At 73.3% G+C, this 18,615-nt stretch carries 5 protein-coding genes and 1 pseudogene; all 6 read left to right on the forward strand.

The window, feature by feature from the left end:
* Positions 1–64: 64 nt before the first annotated feature.
* Positions 65–6,190 (forward strand): amino acid adenylation domain-containing protein, encoded by a 6,126-nt coding sequence (locus ABIE67_RS41380; RefSeq protein ID WP_370266707.1) that lies wholly within the window; start codon positions 65–67, stop codon positions 6,188–6,190.
* 65 nt (positions 6,191–6,255) lie between these two features.
* Positions 6,256–7,038: a thioesterase II family protein gene (locus ABIE67_RS41385; protein ID WP_370266708.1), complete on the forward strand. Its 783-nt coding sequence runs from the start codon at positions 6,256–6,258 to the stop codon at positions 7,036–7,038.
* Entirely contained in the window at positions 7,035–10,895 is a 3,861-nt protein-coding gene (locus ABIE67_RS41390) for an SDR family NAD(P)-dependent oxidoreductase (protein ID WP_370266709.1), read from the forward strand. The genes ABIE67_RS41385 and ABIE67_RS41390 overlap by 4 nt, the downstream gene beginning before the upstream one ends.
* Positions 10,892–16,132 (forward strand): amino acid adenylation domain-containing protein, encoded by a 5,241-nt coding sequence (locus ABIE67_RS41395; protein ID WP_370266710.1) that lies wholly within the window; start codon positions 10,892–10,894, stop codon positions 16,130–16,132. The genes ABIE67_RS41390 and ABIE67_RS41395 overlap by 4 nt, the downstream gene beginning before the upstream one ends.
* 113 nt (positions 16,133–16,245) lie before the next feature.
* Positions 16,246–17,859: an IS1634 family transposase gene (locus ABIE67_RS41400; protein ID WP_370251876.1), complete on the forward strand. Its 1,614-nt coding sequence runs from the start codon at positions 16,246–16,248 to the stop codon at positions 17,857–17,859.
* A 96-nt stretch (positions 17,860–17,955) separates the two neighbouring features.
* Positions 17,956–18,561 (forward strand): annotated as a pseudogene (locus ABIE67_RS41405) (condensation domain-containing protein); the annotation flags it as partial.
* Between the last annotated feature and the right edge of the window lie 54 nt (positions 18,562–18,615).

An 18,615-nucleotide genomic window follows, 5' to 3' on the forward strand; every position in this document is an offset into this window, starting at 1 on the left:
CTCGGGACAGGGCGGCAACGCGATGTGAACCGAATTCTCCGATCCGCTGCGTCCGCGTGGAGTGATGGATGTGCATGTTCCGATCGAGCGGGATCCCTCGTTGACCGCGGTCGACGACGCGGCCCCGCGCGTCCCCGGCGTGACGATCACCGCGCTGTTCGAGCGACGGGTGGCGGCCACCCCCGACGCGATCGCGGTGGTCTGCGGCGACACGCGGCTGACCTATCGTCAACTCGCGGACCGAGCCGACCGGCTGGCGGCCGGTCTGGTGCGGCGCGGGGTCGGGCCCGAGTCGGTCGTGGCGGTCACCATGGCCCGCTCGGCGGAGCTGGTGGCGGTGCTGCTCGGCGTGCTGAAGGCCGGTGCCGCGTATCTGCCGATGGACCCCGACTACCCGGCCGAGCGCGTCGCGTTCATGCTCCGGGACGTCCGGCCCGCGCTGCGGCTGACCGACACCCGGACGGACGTGGACCCGCCCGGTGCATGCCCCGTGCTGACACCGGACGAAGTGGCCGCCACGCGGCGTGCCGACCACGGCCTTCCAAGGGCCGTCCTCCAGGGGTACGCGGATCAACTCGCGTACGTGATCTACACGTCCGGATCGACCGGAGTGCCCAAGGGCATCGGCGTGACCCACCGGGACGTGGTGGCCCTCGCCCGGGACGAGCGCTTCCGCGGCGGCGGCCACGCGCGCGTGCTGCTCCACTCGCCGCTCGCCTTCGATGCCTCGGTCTACGAGCTGTGGGTGCCGCTGCTCGGCGGCGGCCGGGTCGTGGTGGACCCGTCGCCGGACCTGACACCCGACGCGCTGGCCGGGCTGGTGGAGCGCCACGACGTCACCGCCGTGTGGCTGACCAGCGCGCTGTTCAACCTCGTCGTCGAGGAGGACGCGCACAGCCTGGCCGGTCTGCGGGAGGTCTGGGTCGGCGGCGACCGGGTGTCGGCCCCGGTCGTGCGGCGGGCCATGGAAGCCTGCCCGGACACGGTGTTCGTCAACGGCTACGGGCCCACGGAGACCACCGTCTTCGCCACCAGCCACCGCGTGGACCGCACCCGCGAGCCGAGCCCCGACGTGCCGATCGGGCAGGCCATGGACAGCATGCGCGCCTACGTCCTGGACGAGGAGCTGCGCCCGGTGCCGCCCGGCACGTCCGGCGAGCTGTACATGGCGGGACCGGGAGTGGCGCGCGGCTACCTCCACCGGCCGGCGCAGACGGCCGAGCGCTTCGTGCCCTGCCCGTTCGGGCCCGGCGGCGAGCGCATGTACCGCACCGGCGACCTCGTCACCGTCGACGAGGACGGTGACCTGGTCTATCAGGGACGTGCCGACCAGCAGGTCAAGGTGCGCGGCTTCCGCATCGAACCCGGCGAGATCGAGGCGGCTCTGCTCGCCCACCCCGCCGTGGCCCACGCGGCGGTGATCGCCCGTGAGGCGCGCGGCGGCGGACCGGGCAAGCAGCTCGTCGCCTATGTGGTCCCGGCCGCCGCCGGTGCGCTCGCCTCCCGCACCGAGGAGCTGCGGGCGTACTGCGGGCAGCGGCTGCCGGAGTTCATGGTGCCCGCGGCGATCGTGACGCTGGAGCGGCTGCCGCTGACGCCGAACGGCAAGCTGGACCGGGCCGCGCTGCCCGAACCGGTGTTCACCGGCGGCGACTACCGGGCGCCGCGCACGCCCGCCGAGGAGACCCTCACCGCCGTGTTCGCGGAGGCCCTCGGCCTCGAACGGGTCAGTGTCGACGACGACTTCTTCCGGCTGGGCGGCGACAGCATCCAGGCCATCCAGGTGGTCACGCGCGCCCGGGCACGGGGCGTGTCCGTCACCTCGCGCGAGATCTTCCAGTGCCGGAGCGTGGCCGGGCTGGCCGTGGCGGTCGAGGGCCGCTCCGAGGCGCCCACGACACTCGCCGAACTCGACGGCGGCGGCACCGGATGGATGCCGCTGATGCCGGTCGCCCACTGGATCCGGGAGCTCGGACCGGGCTTTGACCGACTGGCGCAGGCCGTCGTCCTGGAACTGCCCGAGGGCATCGATCAGACCGGGCTGGCCGCGACCCTGACCGCGGTCGTCGACCGCCACGACCTGCTGCGCGCCCGCCTCGCCCCGGACGGCCTGGTCGTCGGCCCACCGGGCTCCGTGGAAGTGGCTCCCCTGATCCGCCGGGTGCCGTGCGACGGGCGCTGGGACGCCGGGTCCTGGCGCACCCTGCTGGTGGCGGAACTCGACGCCGCCGCGGGCCGGTTGGACCCGGCGCGGGGCGTGATGGCGCAGTTCGTGTGGTTCGACCCGCCGAGCGGCCCCGGCCGTCTGCTGCCGGCCCTGCACCACCTCGTGGTCGACGGGGTGTCCTGGCGCATCCTCATGCCCGACCTGGCCGCCGCCTGGAGCCGCGTTCGCGAGGGGCACGCCCCGGACCTGCCCGCGGTCGCCACCTCGGTACGGCGCTGGGCCCACGCCCTGGTGGACGAGGCGGGCACCCGGCACCGGACCGAGGAGCTGGCCCTGTGGCGGTCGATCGTCGACGGCCCCGACCCTGTCCTGGGCAGGCGCCGGCTCGACCCGGCGGTGGACGTGCGGTCCACGGTGGAGAAGGTACGCGTCCTGCTGCCGGTGCCCGTGACGGAGGCACTGCTCGGCGCCGTACCCGCCGCGTTCCACGGCGGAGTCAACGACGGCCTGCTGGCCGCGCTGGCCCTCGCGGTGGCCAAGTGGCGCCACGACCGGGGAGTGCGGGAGACCTCGACGCTGCTGCGGCTGGAGGGCCACGGCCGCGAGGAGGACGCCGTGCCGGGTGCCGACCTCTCCCGCACGGTCGGCTGGTTCACCAGCGTCTTCCCGGTCCGCCTCGACACGGCCGGCGCGGACCTCGACGAGGCGATCGCCGGGGGCCGCGCCGCCGGCACGGTGGTCAAGGCGGTCAAGGAGCGGCTGCTGTCGGTCCCGGACAAGGGACTGGGCTACGGCCTGCTGCGCCACCTCAACCCGGACACGGCCGCGGTACTGAGCCGGCACCCGATCGGCCAGATCGGCTTCAACTACCTGGGCCGCTTCTCCGCCGCCGACATGCCCGAGCACCTGCGCGGGCTCGGCTGGACGCAGACCGACGAACTCGCGCAGTTCGCCGAACTCGCCGAACTCGACGCCGGACACGACGCGGCCATGCCCGCGCTGTGCGAGGTGGACATCAACGCGACCGTCACCGACACCCCCGAAGGGCCACGGCTCGGCGCGGTCTTCGGCGCCCCCACCGGTGTGCTGTCCCCCGCCGAGGTGCGCGAGCTGGCCGACCTGTGGTGCGCCGCGCTGCAAGGCCTGGCCCACCACGTGGCCGGGCCGGACGCCGGCGGACTGACCCCCTCCGACGTCCCCCTCGTCACCGTCGGTCAGGACGAGATCGAGGCGTGGGAGGAGCGCTACCCGGGACTCTCCGACATCTGGCCGCCGACCCCGCTGCAGTCCGGTCTGCTGCACCACACCCGGCTGGCGGACACCGACGCCGACACCTACCAGGTCCAGCTGGTGTTCGCCTTCGACGGCCCCGTCGACGCCGCACGGATGCGCGCCGCGGGACAGGCCCTGCTCGACCGCCACGCCGTCCTGCGCACCGCGTACGTCCCGAACGCCGCCGGAGACCTGGTGCAGCTGGTCGTCGACGGCATCGAACTCCCCTGGCGGGAGGTCGAGTTGTTCACGGATGACATGGAGGACTTCCTCACCGCGGACCGCACCGAGCCGTTCGACCCGGCGACACCCCCGCTGCTGCGGCTCACCCTGGCCCGCGTCGGCGCCGAACGCACCCGACTCGTCCTCACCGCACACCACGCCCTCTTCGACGGCTGGTCGGAACCCCTGCTGCTGCACGACCTCATCCGCCTCTACGGCGACCCCGGCGCCGCGCCGCGCACCCCGCGCCCCTTCAAGGACTTCCTGGTGTGGCTCACCGGCCAGGACCGGGAGGACTCCGTACGGGCGCACGCCCGGGCGCTCGACGGCCTCGCCGGGCCCACGCTGATCACGCCCGCCGAACACGGCGAGGGACCGGGCGGGTTCGGCACGCTCGACGTGGACCTCGCGCCCGACGAGGCACGGGCGCTCGCGCGCCGCGCCGCCGAACGGGGCACCACCCTCAACAGCATGGTCCAGGCCGCCTGGTCGGTGCTGCTCGCCGAGACCACCGGCGGCACGGACGTCGTGTTCGGCACGACGGTCTCCGGCCGCCCGCCCGCGCTGCCCGACGTGGACGACATCGTCGGACTGTTCATCAACACCCTTCCGGTACGGGCGCGATGCACCCCCTGGACGACGCTCGCCGACCTCGCGGCCGAGCTGCAGTCGACGCAGAGCGCCCTCCTGGAACACCACCACACCGGTCTGGTGGACATCCACGAGGCCACCGGGTTCGGCGTGCTCTTCGACACCCTCGTGGTCTTCCAGTCCTATCCGTTCGACGCCGCCGCCGTCGCCACGGCGAGTGCCGCGGCCGGACTGCCCGCACCCGGCTTCCGCTCCCTGGCGGGCGCGCACTACCCGCTCGTCGTGCTGGCCGAGCAGGACCCGGAGCTGCGGCTGCGACTGCAGTACAAGCGCGACGCCCTGGACCCCGCGGCCGTGGAGCGCCTCGCCGGACGGTTCGGGCGCCTGCTGCGGGCCTTCCTCGACGCTCCCGACCACCGGATCGGCACGCTCGCCGCGACCGCTCCCGGCGCCACGCACCCCCTGGCCGCCCCGACCGGCCCGCACGCCGCGGACTCCCTGCCCGACACCCTGCTGCCGGAGTTGTGGGCGCGTCGCGTAGCCGACAGCCCGGACGCCGCGGCCCTCGTCGTCGACGCGGTGCCGACCGGCCGGGGCGAGATCGACGCGCAGGCCGACCGGCTCGCCCGCGCCTGCGCCCGGCACGGGGTCGGGCCCGGCTCCGTGGTCGCGGTCTGCTGCTCGCACCCCGTGGACCGGGCGGCGGCGCTGCTCGGCGTGCTGAAGGCGGGAGCCTGCTTCCTGGAGATCGACCCGGCGGACCCGCGTCCGTGGACCGAAGCGGTCCTGAGTGACGCCCGCCCGGCGGCCGTCGTGGTCGACGAGGCCACCGCCGCGCTGACGTGGCACGGCCTGCCCCTCATCCCGGCCGAGTCGCCGGGCCCGGACACCTCCGGCAGCGCACTCCCCGGCATCCTGCCCGCACAGGCGGCCTGCCTCGGGTACGAGGCCGACGCGACGGCACGGCCGTACCCGACCGCCGTCACCCACGCCGGCCTGGCGGCAGCCACCGCGCGGTTCGCGTCCCTCACGGACGAACCCCTCGCCGTCGGCCCCGGCACGACGGCGACGGACCTGCTGCCGGCCCTGTGCGCGGGCCGCACCCTCGACGTGGGCAAGGACCCGGGACCGGCGCCCGCCGCACCGTACGGCCCCGCCCGCGCCCGGGTGCTCACCCCGTCCCTCACCCCGGCCGCACCGGGCGCGGTGGGGGAGCTGTACGTGGCGGGCGAGTTCGCGCACGGCAGCCCGGGGCGTCCCGGCCCGACGGCCCAGCGGTTCGTCGCCGATCCGTCCGGCCCGCCCGGATCCCGCATGTACCGCACGGGCGTACCGGCCCGGCAGACCGCCGACGGACGACTTGAACACCTGGACGGCCCGGACGCACCGGCCGGCGCGGAAGCCGTGCGCACCGTCCTGCTGACCCACCCCGCCGTGGCCCGCGCCGCGGTCGTCGCCACTCGGCGGGGGCTCGTCGGCTACGTCGAGGCGGCGGAGGAGCAGGGGGAGCAGACCGTCGTGGCCGACGAGGTTCGGGCGCACCTCGCCCGGCAGCTGCCCGCCCGGATGCTGCCGGTCACGCTCGTCGTCCTGGACGCCCTGCCGCTCACGCCGGGCGGCCGGCTCGACCGCAGACGGCTGCCGGCCGCCGGGGACACCCCGCGCCGCCCGGCCCGCACCGAGCACGAGGAACTGCTGTGCCGCCTGTTCCGCACCGTGCTCGACACCCAGGACCTCGGCATCGACGACGACTTCTTCGACCTGGGCGGCAACTCCCTGCTCGCCACGCGCCTGATCAGCGGCATCCGGGGCGAGCTCGGCGTGGAGGTCTCGATCCGGTCCGTGTTCCAGCACAAGACCGTCGCCCAACTCGCCGCGCACTGGGACGAGATCACCACCAAGAGCGGCCCCAAGCTGCGCAGACGGACCAAGGAGTAGACCGGCATGTCCCGATTTGGCCCGCAACAGCAAGCGAACGCCGACGAACGGCGAGGGGTGCGCTCATGACCGTGGAGACCAGGGAACTCGTCGCCGAGACGCCGTACATCTGGCGCGCCCGGCAACCGGAGAGCCGCTACCGGCTGATCTGCCTGCCGCACGCGGGCGCCGGCGCCGCCGCCTACGCCGACTGGGTGCGGCTGCTGCCGCCCGAGATCGAACTGGTGGCGGTGCAGCTGCCCGGGCGGCAGAACCGTATCGCCGAGGAGCCGTTCACCGCGGTCGGCCCGCTCGTCAGCACCCTCACCCACGCCCTGCGGCCGGTGCTCGACGGCCCGTACGCCTTCTTCGGCCACTCCTGCGGAGCCGCGCTCGCCTTCGAACTGGCGAAGGCGCTGCGGGCACGCGGCAGGCGCGGGCCGGAGCAGCTGTTCCTGTCGGCGCAGCCCGCCCCGGACCACACCGGCGTCCGCCGGCTGCACGACCTGCCCGACGAAGCCTTCCGCGCCGAGATGACCGCGCTGGGCGGCATCGACCGGGAGATCCTGGACGACGACCTCGTCATGCGGTCCCTGCTGCCCGTGCTGCGCACGGACTTCACCCTCTGGGAGCGCCACCGCCCCGCCCCGGCCGACCCCCTGGACTGCCCGATCACCGTGCTGTGCGGCGACAGCGACCCGCGCACCCCCACCGACTCCGTCGCCGGCTGGGGCAAGCACACCGACGCCGAGTTCTACGCCCGCTTCTATCCCGGCGGCCACTTCTACTTCCTGGAGTCGGGCGCCGCCGACGTCGTGTCCTTCATGAGCGCCAAGCTCCTGTCCGCCACGCACGGGAGGACCGCATGACGTCCCGCGACCCGCTCGGCCCGAGCTTCCTGAACGAGATCGGCGCGGCCGCCAGGACGGTGACCGGAGTCGGCGACGCGGTCGCCGTCGTCCGCCACGGCGTACGCCCCGCCGCTCCTTCCGTTCCCGCGACCGCCGCCGTGCCGCGGACCGACCCGGCCCCGCGGCACCGGGACGCCGACCGGCCGGCCGCCGAACTCGACGGCGGCGAGCTGCACGCACCCGACGAGGCCCCCGCCACCCTCCAGGAGGCTCTGCGCGCGGCGGCCGAACTCGCCCCCGACAAGGGCACGGTCTTCATCACCCGGGGCAACGAGGACGTCCTGCAGACCTACCCCCAGCTGCTCGCCGAGGCCCAGCGCGTCCTCGCCGGGCTGCGCGCGGCCGGACTGCGCCCAGGCGACGCCGCGCTCTTCCAGTTCGACGACAACCGGGCCTATCTGACCGCCTTCTGGGCGTGTGTGCTCGGCGGGTTCGTCCCCACCCCGGTCGCCGTCGCCACCACCTACCGCGCCCCGAACGACACCAACCGCAGGCTGCACAACGTCTGGCACCTCCTGGACCGCCCGCCGCTGCTCACCGACGACGCCACCGCCGCCGCCCTCGCCGAGGTCCGCGACCTGTGGGACGAGCCGGACGTACGCGTCCTCCCCCTGGGCGAACTGCTCGCCTTCCCGCCCGACACCGACTGGTACCCGGCCACCCCCGACTCCCCGGTGCTCAACCTGCTCACCTCCGGCAGCACCGGCGTGCCCAAGTGCGTCCAGCACACCAACGCCACCGTCGTGTCGCGCTCTCTCGCCTACGCCCAGTACAGCGCGATGGGCGGCGACGAGGTCAGCCTGCTGTGGATGCCGTTCGACCATGTCACCGTCGTCCACTGCAACATCCGCGACGTGTTCCTGCGGTGCCTGCACGTCAACGCCAAGATCGAGCACTTCCTCACCGACCCGCTGCTCTGGCTGGACTGGGCCGACCGCTACGGCGCGACCAACACCTGGGCACCCAACTTCGCCTTCGTCATGGTCAACGAGCACGCCGAGGAGATCCGCACCAAACGCACCTGGGACCTGTCCCGGTTCCGCACCATCCTCAACGGCGGCGAGCCGGTCGTCGCCGCCACCAGCCACCGGTTCCTCGAACTCCTCGCCCCGCACGGGCTGCCCGCCGACGCGATGGTCCCGGCCTGGGGCATGGCGGAGACCTGCTCCGGCGTCACCTACGGCCGCCAGCGCCTCGACGACCCGGCCGCCGGTACCGTCGCCGTCGACCCGGCCTCGCTCGGCGGCACCATCCGCGAGACCGACCCGGGCGACGGGGACGCCGTCCTCCTGTCCACCGTCGGGCAGCCCATCCCCGGTGTGCGGCTGCGCATCGTGGACGACTCCGGAGCGGTCCTGCCCGAGGGCCGCATGGGCGAGCTGCAGATCCGCGGCCGCACCATGATGACCGGCTACTTCAACAACGCCGACGCCAACCGAGAGTCGTTCGGCGACGACGGCTGGTTCCGCACGGGCGACCTCGCGTTCGTGCGCAGCGGTGAACTGGTCATCGCCGGACGCAAGAAGGACCAGATCGTCGTGCGCGGCGTCAACTACCTCGCCCACGAGATCGAGAGCGTGGTCGAACAGGTCGAGGGCGTACGGGTCACCTTCACCGCCGCGACGGGCGTACGGGAGCCGGGCGCCGGCTCGGACCGGCTGGCCATCTTCTTCGTGCCGCGGCGCAGGGACAGCGACGAACTCGCCCGGATCGCCGAAGGGATACGCGCCGTCCTCGTCCGCGAGGTCGGCCTCGCCCCCGACCTGCTGATCCCGGTCACCGAGGCGGAGTTCCCGAAGACCGGCAGCGGAAAGGTCCAACGCGGCGCCCTCGCCGCCGAACTGCGCGCGGGCACCTTCGACGGCCGGGTCATCGGCTCCGCCGCCGAGGAGCAGGCCCCCGGCACCTGGCTGGCCCGGCGCCAGTGGACCGAACTCCCCGGCCCCGCCGCGGCCGGTGGCGGAACCGGGGTCCGGCTCGTCCTCGCCGAGGACGACGAACTCGGGCACCTCGGTGTCGACGGGCCGGTGGTCGCCGTCTCCAGAGGCGACCGGCTGCGCGCGGCCGGCCCCGACCGCTACCGCGTCGACGCGGGCGGCCGCGCGCAGCTGCGACAACTCCTCGCCGAGGTCACCGAGCGGCACGGCCCGCTCTCGGCGATCGTCCTCGGCCGGCCGCTGTCGTACCCCGGCGAGCCGGCCGACCGGCTCGCCACCGCGACCGCCGAACTGACCGCCCTGCTCGCCGCCCTCGCCGACGGGTCGTACGGCACCCCCCTCGTCCTCGTGCTCACCTCGGGCGCCGTACACGCCCGGCCCGGCGACGACATCGACCTCGGCACCTGCGCCCTGCCCGGCCTGGTGCGCACCGCGATCGCCGAACTCCCGGACCTGACGATCCGTCAGGTCGACCTGTCCGGCGACCGCGACACCTGGGCGGACGCCGTCCGGGCCGAACTCGCCGACCCGGACCACCGCGGCATCGTCGCCGCCCGGGAGGGACGGCGCCTGGAGCGCCGGCTGAGCCCCGTCGCCGAAGCCGACGACGGCTCCGCCCAGCCGCCCGTGACCCCGGGCGGGCTGTACCTGGTCACCGGCGGGCTCGGCGGCATCGCCCACGACATCGCCGGCTATCTCGTCGCCACCTACGGCGTACGGCTGCTGCTGGCCGGCCGGTCACCCGCCGAGGGCGAGAAGGCCGAGCGGCTCGCCGAACTCCGCGCCCTCGGCGAGGTCGTCCACGAACAGCTCGACGTCGCCGACACCGACGCGCTCCAGGCGGCCGTCGCCCGCGCGGAGGCCCGCTTCGGGCGAGGCCTCGACGGCGTGCTCCACCTGGCCGGCGCGGACCCCACGGACCAGTGGGCCGACCTCGAACGGCACACCCTCGTCCACGAGTCCACGCAGGGCTTCGCCCGGCAGTACCGCGCGAAGGTGTCCGGGACACTCTCCCTCGGGCGCGTCCTGGAGGACCGGCCGGAGGCGTCCCTCGTGCTGTTCGGCTCCGTCAACGGGGAGTTCGGCGGGCACGCCTTCGGCGCCTATGCCGCCGCCAACGCCTTCCTCGCCGGGTTCGCCGACCACTGGCATCACATCCGCCGACGCCCCGTGCGCTGCCTCGCCTGGAGCATGTGGACCGGCGTCGGCATGAACCGCGGACAGTCGACCGCTCCGGCCCGCAGCCGGGGCTTCAGGGCCATCGAACCGGCCGACGGACTGCGGCTCTTCCTCGACACCGCGCGCCTGCCGGAGCACTCCCTGCTCGTCGGCCTCGACCTGGCCCACCCCGCCATCGTCGACGACCTGGTGCCCGAGCAGCTGCGCGCCCGCGAACTGCTGGTCGCCTACACCGCTGACGGCATCGACGGTACCGACGGCATGGACGGTACCGATGGCATCGAGGGCCCCGACCCGGAAGCGGTACGGGCCGTCGTCGAACCGGTCACCCGGGACTGCCCGGTGCCGGTCCGGCTGGTCGAGGTGGCGCGCATCCCCCGGACCGCCGACGGCCGGGCCGACACCGCTCGGCTGCTGCTCGACGCCGCCCCGGAACGGTCACGGCGCCGCCACACCCCGCCCGCCACGGACCTGGAGTGGCGCGTCGCCGCCCTCTGGGCCGACGCCCTGGACCGGCCGGAGACCGGCCGGGACGACTCGTTCTTCGACCTCGGCGGCAACTCGGTGCGGGCCACCCGCCTGCTCGCCCTGATCGACGACGGGCTCGGCGTCCGGCTGACCACGCAGGAGCTCTACGAGAACCCGACGGTCGCGCAGGTCGCGGCGATCGTCGAGGCACGCGGAGGAGACGCGGAATGATCCCCCTGTCCTACGCACAGCGGCGGCTGTGGTTCATCGACCGGTTCGAGGGACCCTCGGCGACCTACAACATCCCGTTCGTCCTGCGGCTGCACGGAGCGCTGGATGTCGCCGCCCTGACCGCCGCCGTGCGGGACGTGGTCGTCCGCCACGAGAGCCTGCGCACCCGCTTCGTCGAGGACGCGGGCGGCATGCCGGTCCAGCAGGTCGTGCCCGTCGACGACCTGTCGCTCACCGTGCCGGTCACCGACGTCCGGCCCGACGAGGTGGCCCGGCACCTGGCGGAGGAGGCCGCCCACGCCTTCGACCTGACCGCCGAGATCCCCCTCCGGGCCCGGATGCTGCGCCGCGGCCCCGAGGAGCATCTCCTCGCCCTGGTCGTGCACCACGCCGCCGCCGACGGTGAGTCGATGGGCCCGCTCGCCCGCGACCTGGCCGCCGCCTACACCGCCCGCGTCCGCGCCACGCCCCGCGACTGGCCCGAACTGCCCGTCCAGTACGGCGACTACACGCTCTGGCAGCGAGAACTCCTCGGTGAGGCCGACGACCCCGACAGCGTCCTCACCACCCAACTGCGCTACTGGCGCGACGAACTGGCCGACGCCCCGCAGCAACTGAGGCTGCCGACCGACCACCCGCGTCCCACCCGGGCCAGTCACCACGGCGACGCGGTCGTCTTCACGATCGAGCCCGAACTGCGCGCCGCCGTCCAGGAACTGGCCCGCGACCACGGCCTGACCCTGTCCATGGCCATGCAGACCGCACTGGTCGTGCTGCTGCACCAGCTCGGCTCCGGCGACGACATCACCCTCGGCGCCACCGTCGCCGGACGCACCGACGAGGCACTCGCCGACCTCGTCGGCTTCTTCGTCAACACCTGGGTGCTGCGCGCCGACCTGTCCGGCAACCCGCCCCTGAACCGGGTGCTCGACCAGGTACGGGACAAGGCACTGAGCGCCTACGACCACCAGGCCGTGCCCTTCGAACGGCTGGTGGAGGCCCTCAACCCGGAGCGGTCCACCGCCTACCACCCGTTCTTCCAGGTGATGTTCAGCTGGCAGACCGACGCCCGCATCGACCTCGACCTGCCCGGCGTCACCGCACATCTGGAGGCGCTACCCACCCCCACCGCCAAGTTCGACCTGGAGTTCAACTTCGCCGACGTCGACGACGGCGTGCGCTGCACCCTGGAGTACGCGACCGACCTGTTCGAGCGGGCCACCGTCGAGCGGATGGGGGAGCGGTTCCTGAAGGCCCTGCGGCAGCTCGTCGCCGACCCGGGCCGCCGGATCGGCGCCGTCGACGTACGGGAGCCCGCCGAGCGGCAGCTCCTGGCCCGCCTGGCCGGCACCACCGAGCCCACCCCCGACCTCACCGTCACCGAACTGATCGCCCGCCAGGCGCAGTCGACGCCGGACGCCACCGCCGTCGTGTACGGCACCGACGAACTGACCTACCGGGAACTCGACGAGCGCGCCGCCCGTCTCGCCCGGGAACTCGTCCGGCGCGGGGCCGGCCCCGAGACACTGGTCGGCCTGGCCCTGCCCCGCTCGGCCGACCTGGTCGTGGCGCTGCTCGGCATCCTGAAGTCCGGTGCCGCCTATGTGCCGATCGACCCGCGCTACCCGAGCAGCCGACTGGACCTGATCCTCTCCGAGTCCCGGCCCCTGCTCCTCCTGACCGACGCCGCCACCGAGGCCGTCCTGCCCGACGACGCCACCCCCCGGCTGCACCTCGACGACCTCGACCTCACCACCGGCCCGACGCCGGCGGTCGACGTCCCCGCACGGCCGGACAACATCGCCTACGTCATGTACACCTCGGGCTCCACCGGCACACCCAAGGGCGTCGCCATCACCCACCACGGCGTGGTCAACGGCGTCACCCGGCTGGCCTCCGCCGTCGGTCTCGTCCCGGGCTCGCGGATGCTGGCCGGCACGTCCGTCAACTTCGACGTGTCCGTGTTCGAGACCGTCACCACCCTCAGCACCGGCGGCACCGTCGAGGTCGTCCGGGACGTCCTGGTGCTCGGCGAGCGAGGCGGCTGGTCGGGCAGCGTCATCAGCACGGTCCCCTCCGTCTTCGCCGAACTCATCGACCACATCGCCGACAAGACGACCGTCGAGACCCTGGTCTTCGCCGGCGAGGCCCTCCCCACCTCCCTGGTCCGCCGCGCCCGGGAGGCCTTCCCCGGCGTACGGGTCATCAACGCCTACGGCCAGAGCGAGAGCTTCTATGCCTCCACCTACGCCTCCACCTGCGACGCCACCGAGCCGACGGCGTCCGGCGTCTCCGGCAGCGCCCCGATCGGCGTGCCGCTCGCCAACATGCGCGCCTACGTCCTCGGCCCCGGCCTCACCCCGGTACCTCCGGGCGTGGTGGGCGAGCTGTATGTGGCGGGCGCGATCGGCCGCGGCTACCACGGGCGGGCCGCCCTCACGGCGGACCGGTTCGTGGCCGACCCCTTCGGCCCCGCCGGACAGCGCATGTACCGCACCGGCGACCTCGCCCGCTGGAACACCGACGGCGAGCTGGAGTTCGCCGGCCGGGACGACGCCCAGGTGAAGGTGCGCGGCTTCCGCATCGAGACGGGAGAGGTCGAGGCCGCGCTCACCGCGCACCCCGGCGTCTCCCAGGCCGTGGTCACCACCTACGACCGGCCCGGCGGCAAGCAACTCGTGGCCCATGTGGTCTCGGAGGGCGCCGCCGGCGGCACCGTCGACAGCCTCGGCGACCTGCACGTCGACCTCACCGCGGGCGTCTCGGTCGCGGAACTGCGCCGGTTCGTCTCCGCGCGTCTGCCGGAGTTCATGGTCCCCGCGGCCATCGTCGTGCTGGACCGGCTGCCGCTGACCCCGAACGGCAAACTCGACCGCTCCGCGCTGCCGGATCCGGTGTTCACGGGCGGCGACTACCGGGCGCCCGGCACCCCGGTCGAGGAGACGCTCGCCGGAGTGTTCGCGGAGGTCCTGGGCCTCGACCGGGTGGGCGTGGACGACGACTTCTTCACGGTCGGCGGCGACAGCATCCGCTCCATCCAGGTCGTCGCCCGGGCCCGCGCCCAGGGCGTCGAGATCAGCCCGCGGGAGATCTTCCAGTGCCGGACGGTGGCCGAACTCGCCGAAGCCGTCGGCACGCGCTCCGCGACCCCGACGACGCTTCCCGAGCTGGAGGGCGGCGGTGTGGGCCCGATGCCGCACCTGCCCATCGGCACCTACCTCCTCGAACTCGGCGGCGGCATCGACCGCTTCTCCATGTCGGCGGTGGTGGATCTGCCGCCGGGCATCGACGAGGCGGGGCTGGTGGCGACGCTGGCCGCGGTGGTGGACCGGCATGACGCGTTGCGGTCGCGGCTGGTGGACGACGGGATGGTGGTGACGCCGGCCGGATCCGTGGACGTACGAGAACTGCTGACGATCAATGAAGAGGCCGATGTTCAGGCCGCGTTGGATGCTGCTGTCGGGCGGTTGGATCCGGCTGCGGGTGTGATGGCGCAGTTCGTGTGGCTGGTGCCGGGGCGGCTGTTGATCGTGCTGCATCACCTGGTGGTCGACGGGGTGTCGTGGCGGATCCTGTTGCCGGATCTGGCGGAGGCGTGGAGCCGGGTGCGGGAGGGGCGGGTGCCCGAGCCGGCTCCGGTGGTCACGTCGGTGCGGCGCTGGGCGCACGCCCTGGCGGACGAGGCCGTGAGCGAGAGCCGCGTCGCGGAGCTGGACCTGTGGCGGTCGATCGTCGAGGGCCCGGATCCATTGCTGGGATCGCGGGCGTTGGACCCCGTGGTGGATGTGCAGTCCACCGTGGAGGATCTCTGGGTGCGGGTCCCGGCCGCCGTGACGGAGACGCTGCTGAGCGCGCTCCCGGGCGCCTACCGGAGTGGTGTCAACGACGGCCTGCTGGCGGCTCTGGCGCTGGCGGTCGCCAAGTGGCGGCGCAACCGTGGCGTGGAGGAGTCCTCGACGCTGCTGCGGCTGGAGGGCCACGGTCGTGAGGAGGGCGTGGTCCCGGGAGCCGACCTGTCCCGCACCGTCGGCTGGTTCACCAGCATGTTCCCGGTCCGCCTCGACACGAGCGGCATCGATCTCGACGAGGCCCTCGCCGGTGGCCGGGCCGTCGGCGCGCTCGTCAAGGCGGTCAAGGAGCAGCTGCTGGCGATCCCCGACAAGGGTCTGGGATTCGGGCTGCTGCGCTACCTGAACGACGAGACCCGCGCCGCCCTGGCCGTGCACTCGACCGGCCAGATCGCCTTCAACTACCTCGGGCGGCTCGCCGAATCGGACATGCCCGAGCACCTGCGCGGCGACGGCTGGACCCGCAGCCCCGGCACGGCGGCACTGATCCCGCAACTCGACCCCGACATGCCCGCCCTGTCCTCCCTGGACGTGAACGCGCTGGTCACCGATGGTGCCGAGGGCCCGGAGCTGAGCGCGCGGTTCGCGTTCCCGGCCGGGCTGCTGTCCGGTACGGACGTGCAGGAACTGGCGGACCTGTGGTGTGCCGCGCTGGAGGGCCTGGCCAAGCACGTGTCCGAGCCCGGCGCGGGCGGGCTGACCCCCTCGGACGTGCCCCTGGTGTCGGTGGGCCAGGGCGAACTGGAAGCGTGGGAACGGCGATATCCGGGGCTGGCCGACGTCTGGCCGCTGACCCCACTCCAGTCCGGCTTGTTGTTCCACGCGCTGCTGGCGGACGCGTCGTCGTTCGACGCGTATCACCTGCAGACCGTGTACCACCTGGCGGGCGCGGTGGATCCGGAGCGGATGCGGGCGGCCGGTCAGGCCCTGCTGGACCGGTACGCCAACCTGCGCACCGCCTTCGTCGCCGACGCACGCGGCGAGCACGTTCAGCTGGTGCTGGATGACGTACAACTGCCATGGCAGCATCTGGACTTGAGCCGCAGGCCGGAGGGCGAGCGGGCCGAGGAGTTGCAGCGGTTCCTGACGCGGGACCGGGCCACGCACTTCGACCCCGCCCGGCCCCCGCTGCTGCGCCTGACGCTGCTCACCCTGGGCCCCGACCGCAGCGAACTCGTGCTCTCCGCCCACCACGTACTCTTCGACGGCTGGTCCCTGCCCCTCCTGCTGCAGGACCTGCTGCGCCTGTACGGCTCCGGCGGCGATCCCTCCGGCCTGCCCCGCGTCCGTGCCTACCGTGACTTCCTGACCTGGCTGACCGCCCAGGACCGTGACGCGGCCGCCCGGGCGTGGGCGCGGGAGCTAGACCCGTACTTCGCGGGTCGTTGATTCGTATGGTGTGACCGGTCCGGGGTGTCCTGGGCCGGGGGTGTGGCGTTGGGTGGGGTGTGTCGATGACTTCCCGGTCCCCGCGGCCACGGTCTCAGCGTCAGCGTCTTGAAGTGGCGGTGACGTCCGTGGTGGAGAAGCGTCTGGGCGCTCTGCCTGTCGCTGCCGAGTTTCTGCGTCGGCTGGATGTCGCCGGGATCGTCGACGAGGTGTGTCCTGGTGGCGCGAGTGCGCTGGTGACGCACGGGCAGGTGATCGAGGCGTTGGTGGCCAACCGGCTGACGTCGCCCGCGCCGTTGGTGCGGGTGGAGGACTGGGCCAGGTGCTGGGCAGTGGAAGAGGTCTTCGGGATCGAGCCCGCTCTGCTCAACGATGATCGTCTGGCCCGGGCACTGGATGCGATCGCTCCGCAGCTGGAGCACATCGCGGGCACGGTCGGGGCGCGGGCGATCGGTGAGTTCGGGATCGATGTGGCCCGGATGCACTGGGACATGACCAGCATGTCCGTGCACGGGGCCTTCCCGGTCGAGGGTCAGGAGGAGGACTTCCCCGTCATTGGCTACGGGCATCCCAAGGACCGGCGCTTCGATCTGAAGCAGGTCCAGGCCGGGCTCGCGGTGTCGGCCGACGGCGGCATCCCGCTCCATGCCCGGGTCTTCGGCGGTGGTGCGGCCGAGGTCAGCCAGGTCGTCGGCGCGATGAAGGACCTGCGGGCCATGGCCGGTGAACGCGACTTCCTGATGGTCGCCGACTCCAAGCTGGTGTCCTACTCCAACGTCCGTGCCCTGCTGGCGGCCGGGGTCCAGTTCATCGCCCCGGCCCCGGCCGCGCAGGTCAAGGACGAGGTCTATGCCGCTCTCGATCCCGCGCAGGCCACCATCGTGGACTGGACGCCCAACCGGGAGGCGGGCAAGCCCGCCGAGCGGCGCGAGACCTACCGCGTGCTGGAGGACACCCACACCCTGACCGGGCCCCGCAAGAGCGATCCTGTGCTCACCGTGCGACGGATCCTGGTCCACTCCACCGCGAACGCCGCCGGCCAGCAAGCAGCCCGGGACAAACGCCTGGCCAAGGCCGCCCAGGACCTGAACAAGCTCACCGCTGCGGCCGGCGGACGCCACTACAAGACCCGGGAGAAGATCGTCGCCCGAATCGGTGTCATCGCCGCCAAGCGCCGTGTCACCTCTTGTCTGCGCTGGACCGTCACCGATAACGAGGACGGCACCCCGGTCCTGGCCTGGCACTTCGACACCGGCGTGCTGAAGGCGGAAGCCGTGGTCGACGGCTGGTACGCACTGCTGACGTCTGTCCCCGCCGACCAGGCGGACGCTGGGCAGACTCTGATCCACTACAAGGGCCAGGGCGCGGTCGAGCGCAGATACCACGACTTCAAGGGCCCGCTCGCGGTCGCGCCGGTCTTCGTGCAGCACAACCGGCGCGTTGCCGCCCTGATCCAGGTCATCTGCCTGGCCCTGCTCGTCTTCTGCCTGATCGAACGGCAGGTCAGACGCGCGCTCGGCCCCGAGCAGACCATGAGCGGCCTCTACCCCGACAACCGCCGGGTCCGCCCCACCGGCCGCATGGTCTTCTACCACCTCGGCGAACTCACCCTGCGCATCGGCAACATCACCGACCCGCCCACCGTCCAGATCACCCGCGGCGTCCAACTCCACCTCCTCGACCTACTCGACACCGACATCGGACAAACCCGCTGGCCACAGACCTGAAACGGTGACCCGCGAAGTCCGGGGCTAGACGGTGTGGACGAGCCCACCCTGCTCGCCCCCGGCGGCGAGGCGGAACAGGACGCCGAAGTGGGACAGGTGGACGTCCCGCTGACCGCCGAGCTGGCCCGGGAGCTGACCCGCCGCGCGGCCGAGCTGGGCGTCACCCTCAACACCCTCGTGCAGGGCAGCTGGGCGCTGGTCCTGGCCGCGCTGACCGGGCGCCGGGAGGTCGTGTTCGGCGCCACCGTGTCCGGCCGTCCCGGGGCGGTGCCCGAGGTGGACTCGATGGTCGGGCTGTTCATCAACACCCTGCCCGTTCGCGTCCGGTGCGCTCCGGCGGACTCGCTGAGCGCGATCCTGACCGGACTGCAGGAGCGGCAGGCCGCGCTACTCGACCATCACCACCACGGACTGGTGGACATCCAGCAGGCGACCGGACTGCCCACCCTGTTCGACACCGCCGTCGTCTTCGAGTCCTACCCCGTCGACCGGGTGGGGCTGACCACGGCCCACGCCGAGGCGGGCGTGGCCATCACCGGCATCACGCCGTTCACCGGCAGCCACTACCCGCTGGTCGTGACGGCCGACGCCGACCCCCATCTCAGGCTCGCCCTCCAGTACCAGCACCACGTCTTCGACCGCGACACCGTGACCGTGATCGCCGCCCGTCTCCGCCGGGTCCTGGAGCAACTGGCCGCCGACCCCGCGCTCGTGGCCGGACAGGTCGACCTGCTCGACCCCGCCGAGCGGCAGCGG

Origin of the sequence: Streptomyces sp. V4I8, from assembly GCF_041261225.1 — a bacterium.
In the GTDB taxonomy this organism is placed as follows: Bacteria; Actinomycetota; Actinomycetes; order Streptomycetales; family Streptomycetaceae; genus Streptomyces.

Excerpts from the sequence above, each read along its gene's own strand:
- ABIE67_RS41385 (WP_370266708.1), top strand. The coding sequence starts at position 6,256 with ATGACCGTGGAGACCAGGGAACTCGTCGCCGAGACGCCGTACATCTGG.
- ABIE67_RS41395 (WP_370266710.1), top strand. The coding sequence starts at position 10,892 with ATGATCCCCCTGTCCTACGCACAGCGGCGGCTGTGGTTCATCGACCGG.
- ABIE67_RS41380 (WP_370266707.1), top strand. The coding sequence starts at position 65 with ATGGATGTGCATGTTCCGATCGAGCGGGATCCCTCGTTGACCGCGGTC.
- ABIE67_RS41390 (WP_370266709.1), top strand. The coding sequence starts at position 7,035 with ATGACGTCCCGCGACCCGCTCGGCCCGAGCTTCCTGAACGAGATCGGC.